Annotated in this window: 7 protein-coding genes and 1 pseudogene; 7 read left to right on the top strand and 1 reads right to left on the bottom strand. The window is 61.6% G+C overall.

What is annotated here, in order from left to right; all coding sequences use genetic code 11:
• The 7 genes and pseudogenes from QZL63_RS11035 to QZL63_RS11005 form a co-directional block, all read left to right on the top strand.
• Positions 1 to 251, top strand: a pseudogene (locus QZL63_RS11035) (3-phosphoserine/phosphohydroxythreonine transaminase); the annotation flags it as partial.
• A 120-nt stretch (positions 252 to 371) separates the two neighbouring features.
• Positions 372 to 1,295: a 3-phosphoglycerate dehydrogenase gene (locus tag QZL63_RS11030; RefSeq protein WP_290587263.1), complete on the top strand. Its 924-nt coding sequence runs from the start codon at positions 372 to 374 to the stop codon at positions 1,293 to 1,295.
• A 91-nt stretch (positions 1,296 to 1,386) separates the two neighbouring features.
• Positions 1,387 to 2,631, top strand: coding sequence for a DUF1015 domain-containing protein (locus QZL63_RS11025; protein ID WP_022309344.1), 1,245 nt, complete (start codon positions 1,387 to 1,389; stop codon positions 2,629 to 2,631).
• A 175-nt stretch (positions 2,632 to 2,806) separates the two neighbouring features.
• Complete coding sequence (locus tag QZL63_RS11020) at positions 2,807 to 3,034, top strand: 4Fe-4S dicluster domain-containing protein (protein WP_022309343.1); 228 nt, start codon at positions 2,807 to 2,809, stop codon at positions 3,032 to 3,034.
• Between the two features lie 3 nt (positions 3,035 to 3,037).
• Positions 3,038 to 4,132: a 3-methyl-2-oxobutanoate dehydrogenase subunit VorB gene (locus tag QZL63_RS11015; protein WP_022309342.1), complete on the top strand. Its 1,095-nt coding sequence runs from the start codon at positions 3,038 to 3,040 to the stop codon at positions 4,130 to 4,132.
• A 6-nt stretch (positions 4,133 to 4,138) separates the two neighbouring features.
• Entirely contained in the window at positions 4,139 to 4,915 is a 777-nt protein-coding gene (locus QZL63_RS11010) for a thiamine pyrophosphate-dependent enzyme (protein ID WP_022309341.1), read from the top strand.
• Positions 4,912 to 5,457, top strand: coding sequence for a 2-oxoacid:acceptor oxidoreductase family protein (locus tag QZL63_RS11005; RefSeq protein ID WP_022309340.1), 546 nt, complete (start codon positions 4,912 to 4,914; stop codon positions 5,455 to 5,457). The genes QZL63_RS11010 and QZL63_RS11005 overlap by 4 nt, the downstream gene beginning before the upstream one ends.
• Positions 5,458 to 5,643: 186 nt before the next feature.
• Here QZL63_RS11005 and QZL63_RS11000 read toward each other — a convergent pair.
• A partial coding sequence (locus QZL63_RS11000) for an LTA synthase family protein (RefSeq protein ID WP_290587201.1) occupies positions 5,644 to 6,442 on the bottom strand: 799 nt, incomplete at its 5' end.

Genomic DNA, 6,442 nt, shown 5'->3' with positions numbered 1-6,442 from the left:
ACCCGCTCTTCCGCGGCACGGTCGAGAAGGAGGACCGCTCGCTGATGAACATCTGCTTCGTGATGGCCGACGGCTACGAGGAGCTGGCTCCCGAGTTCATGGAGTTCACCAAGGAGCGCGGTATCGTGGGCATCAAGGGTCATCGTCTGGTGGGCGGTTTCCGCGCATCGTGCTACAATGCCCTGCCCGTCGAGAGCGTCCGCGTTCTGGTGGAGTGCATGCAGGAGTTTGCCGCCAAGCATGCCAAATGATCCCGTAACGGACGGAATATGGCATTGGTATCGCATGTCCCGACCGGCTACGACGCCCTGACCGGCGAGGTGAAGGCCTGGGACTACACGCAAATGTTGAACACAGAAATCCTCAAACCCATGAAAGTATTGGTAGCGACCGAGAAACCCTTTGCTAAGAAGGCGGTCGATGGAATTCGCGAAATCGTCGAGGGTGCGGGCCATCAGCTCGCCCTGCTCGAGAAATATACGGACAAGGCCCAGCTGCTCGAAGCCGTGGCCGACGCCGATGCGCTGATCGTGCGCAGCGACAAGGTGACGGCCGAAGTCATCGATGCCGCCAAGGTGCTCAAGATCGTCGTGCGTGCCGGTGCGGGCTACGACAACGTGGACCTCGCGGCTGCTACGGCCCGCGGCATTGTGGTGATGAACACCCCGGGGCAGAACTCCAACGCCGTGGCCGAGCTGGCTCTGGCCATGATGATCTTCATGTCGCGCAACCGCTTCACCCCGGGCACCGGTTCGGAGCTCCTGGGCAAGACGCTCGGCATCCACGCCTACGGCCATGTGGGCCGGCTCGTGGGCTGCAAGGGCAAGGCGCTGGGCATGGAGGTCGTGGCCTACGACCCCTTCATCACCGATCCGGCGGTCTTCGAGGCCGACGGCGTGCGGAAGGTCGATTCGGTCGAGGAGCTCTACAAGTGCTCCGACTTCCTCTCGCTGCACATCCCCGCCACGGCGGAGACCAAGGGCTCGATCGGTTACGACCTTGTGATGTCGATGCCCAAGGGCGCCACGCTGGTCAATACCGCCCGCAAGGAGGTGATCGACGAGGAGGGGCTGATGCGTGCGCTCACCGAGCGTGAGGACCTGAAGTACATCACCGACATCGCCGCCGGCATCCAGCCCGAGTTCGACGAGAAGTTCGGCAAGCGCGTCTTCGCCACCCCGAAGAAGATGGGTGCCGAGACGGCCGAGGCCAACATCAACGCCGGCCTGGCCGCCGCACGCCAGGTGATCGACTACCTGACGACGGGCAATACCCGTTTCCAGGTGAACAAGTAATCCCGAAAACAGGAATCTGAGCCGTCGGAGGGCGGGTACGGAGTGCCGCGCCCGCCCTCTGCGGCATCCACAACAAGCGAAAAAGAGAGTTATGGTAAGAATCAAACCTTTCCGCGGAATCCGGCCCCCGAAGGAGTATGCTTCGGAGGTGGCTTCGCGCCCCTACGACGTGCTGAACTCGGCCGAGGCCAAGGCCGAAGCGACGGAGCGTTCGCTGCTGCACATCATCAAACCCGAGATCGACTTCGATCCGATCGCCGACGAGCATGCCCCCGAGGTCTACGACAAGGCGGTGGAGAACTTCCGCCTGTGGCGCGAACGGGGCTGGCTCGTGCAGGATCCCGAGGAGTACTACTACATCTATGCCCAGACGATGGACGGCCGCACGCAGTACGGTCTGACGATGTGCTGCCACTTCGAGGACTACCTCTCGGGCGCCATCAAGAAACACGAGCTGACGCGCACCGAGAAGGAGGAGGACCGCATGATCCACGTGCGCAACCAGCAGGCCAACATCGAGCCGGTCTTCTTCGCCTATCCGGACAATGCCGAGATCGACGCCATCGTCGAGCGCGTTGTGACGGCTTCGGCCCCCGAGTACGACTTCACGGCTCCCGACGGCTTCGGCCACAAACTGTGGGTGATCCGCGACCGTGCGACGAATGACCGCATCACGGAGATCTTCCGCGGCATCCCGGCCCTCTACGTGGCCGACGGACACCACCGTACGGCCGCCGCTGCGCGCGTGGGTGCCGAGTGCAAGGCGAAGAACCCCCACCATACGGGCGAGGAGGAGTACTGCTACTTCCTGGCCGTGACGTTCCCCGCCAGTCAGCTCCGCATCATTGACTACAACCGCGTGGTCAAGGACCTCAACGGGCTCACCTCCGAGGAGTTCCTCCGCCACCTCGGCGAGGACTTCGTCGTCGAGCAGAAGGGCGCCGACGAGTACCGCCCGCAGGCGCTGCACAACTTCTCGATGTACCTCGACGGCAAGTGGTACAGCCTTACGGCCAAGCCGGGGACCTACGACGATGCAGACCCGATCGGCGTGCTCGACGTCACGGTTCTCTCGAACCGGGTGCTCGACCGCATCCTGGGCATCGCCGACCTGCGCACCTCGAAGCGTATCGACTTCGTGGGCGGCATCCGCGGCCTGGGCGAGTTGAAGCGCCGTGTGGACAGCGGTGAGATGAAGGTGGCCTTCGCGCTCTACCCCGTTTCGATGAAGCAGCTGATCGACATCGCCGACACGGGCAACATCATGCCGCCGAAGACGACGTGGTTCGAGCCCAAACTCCGTTCGGGTGTGGTGATCCACTCGTTTGCCGAGTAATCCGCCGGTTTTTTTTCGCCGGAACTTGCTGATGTCGGGGAATCCTGTCCTTCGGGACGGGGCTCCCCGACTTTTTAATTCGTCGATTTTTTCGAAAGTTTTGTTGTAAACAATCGGCCGTTTGTCGAATTTTTCTTATATTTGTAAGCACTTAATCAAACAATACAACGACGTTATGGCTAAAATCAAAGGAACAATCGTCGTCGACCGCGAGCGATGCAAGGGTTGCGGGGTCTGCGTGGCCTCGTGTCCGTGTCAGGTGCTCGAGCTATCGGCGGAGGTGAACGGCAAAGGCTATCCCGTAGCCCGGATGGCGAATCCCGATGCCTGCACGGGCTGCGCTTCGTGTGCGGTGATCTGCCCCGACAGCGTAATTACGGTTTATCGTCAAAAATTCGAATAGGTTATGGCAGAGAAGGAGATAAAACTGATGAAAGGCAACGAGGTGATCGCCCATGCGGCGATTCGCTACGGTTGCGACGGTTATTTCGGCTACCCCATCACCCCGCAGTCCGAAGTGATGGAGACGCTCATGGAACTCAAGCCGTGGGAGACCACCGGCATGGTGGTGCTGCAGGCCGAGTCGGAGATCTCTTCGATCAACATGGTCTACGGCGGCGCATCGACCGGAAAACGGGTGATGACCTCGTCGTCGAGCCCCGGCGTCAGCCTGATGTCCGAGGGACTGAGCTATCTGGCCGGTGCGGAACTTCCGTGCCTGGTGGTCAATTGCCAGCGCGGCGGCCCGGGTCTGGGAACGATCCAGCCTTCGCAGGGCGACTATTTCCAGGCCTGCAAGGGCGGCGGCCACGGTGACTTCCACCTGATCGTCTTCGCCCCGAACTCCGTGCAGGAGATGCATGACCACGTGGCCGAGGCCTTCGACCTGGCCTTCAAGTACCGCAATCCGGCGATGATCCTCGCCGACGGCGCCATCGGTCAGATGATGGAGAAGGTGGTGCTCGCCCCGCAGCGCCCGCGCAAGACCGAGGAAGAACTGCGTGCCGAATGCGGTTCGTGGGCCGCACAGGGCAAACCCGCAGCCCGCGGACGCAACATCGTCACCTCGCTGGAACTCCAGTCCGAGAAGATGGAGGTGATCAACAAGCGCCTGCAGGAGAAGTACCGCCGGCTGGAGGAGAACGAGGTGCGCTACGAGGCGATCGACTGCGACGACGCGGAGTATGTGATCGTGGCCTTCGGTTCGTCGGCGCGCATCTGCTCGGCTACGGTCGAAATGGCCCGTGCCGAGGGCCTAAAGGTGGGCCTGCTGCGTCCGATCACGCTCTACCCCTTCCCCAAGAAACAGATCGCCGAACTGGCCGCCCGCGGTGTGAAGGGCTTCCTTTCGGCCGAGTTGAATGCCGGCCAGATGGTCGAGGACGTGCGGCTGGCCGTGAATGGACTGGCTCCCGTCGAGCACTACGGCCGTCAGGGCGGCATGATGTTCAATCCCGACGAGGTGCTCGACGCCCTCAAGGAAAAACTGATTAAAAAGTAAGAGACGATGGCAGAGGTTGAAATCAAACAGGAGAATCTGGTTTACGCGAAACCCAGACTCATCACCGATAACGTCATGCACTACTGTCCGGGCTGCAGCCACGGTACGGTGCACAAGCTCGTGGCCGAGGTCATCGACGAGATGGGCCTTGCCGAGCACTCCGTGGGCATTTCGCCCGTAGGCTGCGCGGTTTTCGCCTACAACTACATCGATATCGACTGGATCGAGGCGGCGCACGGCCGTGCGCTGGCCGTTGCAACGGCCGTCAAGCGGCTCAACCCCGGGAACCTGGTCTTCACGTACCAGGGCGACGGCGACCTGTCGGCCATCGGTACGGCCGAGTCGATCCATGCGGCTGCCCGCGGCGAGAATGTCGTGGCGATCTATATCAACAACGCGATCTACGGCATGACGGGCGGCCAGATGGCGCCGACCACCCTGCTGGGCATGAAGACCGCGACGACGCCCTACGGCCGCGACCCGCGTCTGAACGGCTATCCCTACAAGATCGCCGAGATGATGGCCCACCTCGACGGTGCCACCTACATCACGCGCCAGAGCGTGCATACGCCGGCCAACGTGCGCAAGTGCAAGAAGGCGATCCGCAAGGCTTTCGAGAATTCGATGGCCGGCAACGGTTTCTCGCTCGTGGAGGTGGTCGCCACCTGCAACAGCGGCTGGAAACTCTCGCCCGTCGCTGCCAACCGCTGGCTCGAGGAGAACATGCTGCCCTTCTATCCGCTGGGCGATATCAAGGACGTAAAAAAGGAGGAGACACGATGAAAGAGACTCTGATTATAGCTGGATTCGGAGGACAGGGCGTCCTCTCGATGGGAAAGATTCTGGCCTACTCGGGCGTGATGCAGGACTTCGAGGTGACGTGGATGCCCTCCTACGGCCCCGAGATGCGCGGCGGTACGGCCAACGTGACGGTGATCCTTTCGGACAAGAAGATCTCGTCGCCGATCGCGCATGAATTCGACACGGCGATCATCCTCAACCAGCAGTCGATGGAGAAGTTCGAGCCGATGGTCAAGCCGGGCGGCGTGCTGATCTACGATACGAACGGCATTTCGCGCCATCCGGTGCGTACGGACATTTCGGTCTATGCCATCGACGCCACGGCCGAGTGTGCGAAGATGGGCCAGGCCAAGCTCTTCAACACGATGATTCTGGGCGGATACCTGAAGGTGAAGCCCGTTGTGGAGATGGAGAACGTGATGGTCGGACTGAAGAAGTCGCTTCCCGAGCGTGCGTGGAAGATGCTTCCCCAGAACGAGGAGGCCATCCGCCACGGCGGCGAGATCATCCGCAAGATCCGCTGATCGGCCGACGACCGAACGATTTGCAGCGACGGCTTCCGGTTTCCCGGAGGCCGTCGCCGTTTTTCGTGCGGAGTGCGCTCCCGGTCCGTATCCCGCTCGGGATGCAGGCGGCTTCCGGCGTTCCGGGAAATGTCGCCGTTTTTCGTGCGGAGTGCGCGGATTGCGTGCTGGTTCTCCTTTCCGTGTTCAGAACGAACCGGCGAAGTGGTCCGACCGCAGGAGGATGTCCGAGACGCGCCAGGCCTCCAGACGCCGCCGGCGTACCGAATCGTCGGTATTTCCGCCTGCCCACTCTCCGTCGAAATCGGCGGCGCAGTCGCTCTGGTGGCGGAAAACACTCTCTCCCAGACCGTGGAACGGGTAGTCCGCCGCGCCCATCAGATCGAGCAGGCTCGGATAGATGTCGCTTTGGGCGATGACCTTCCCGGTCTCCGTCTTCAGCGGGGCGTTGAGGACGAACAGCGGGATGTAGCGGTCCTCGAGCGTGCGCTTTGCCCGTCCTTCGTAGCGGTTGCGGGTGATGGTCGAGTCGTGGTCGCCGACGATCACGACGATGCTCTCGTCGTAGAGCCCCGCCTCCCGGAGTGCCTCGATGAACCTTTCGATGCTCCGGTCTACAAACTGCGTGATGATCAGGTAGTTCATTACATTTCGATCCGGAATGTCGGCCTGACGGAGCGTACTCCCGAACGTTGTCTCCACGGGATCGTGGCCCGAGTAGGTCACGACCTGAGCATAGAACGGCTTGCGGAGTTGCTGAAGAACCGGCAGCGTGCGTGCGAAGAGGATACTGTCCGACTCGGGGCGTTGGCGCCCCTCGTCCATGCGTTCGTACAGACGGTCGAATCCGTAGCTGCGCGAGGTGGCATCCTGATTCCAGAAGGTCTTGTTGTCGCAGGTCAGCGAGATCGACGTATATCCCAGTTTTTTCAACGCTTTCGGCAGCGAGGGATAGGTATTCAGTCCGTATGTGCCTGATGCGGCA

This window comes from Alistipes sp. CAG:268, from assembly GCA_000434235.1.
Taxonomy (GTDB): Bacteria; Bacteroidota; Bacteroidia; order Bacteroidales; family Rikenellaceae; genus Alistipes; species Alistipes avistercoris.
Note: the sequence above shows the minus strand (reverse complement) of the source record. Positions and strands in the feature narration are given on the sequence as shown.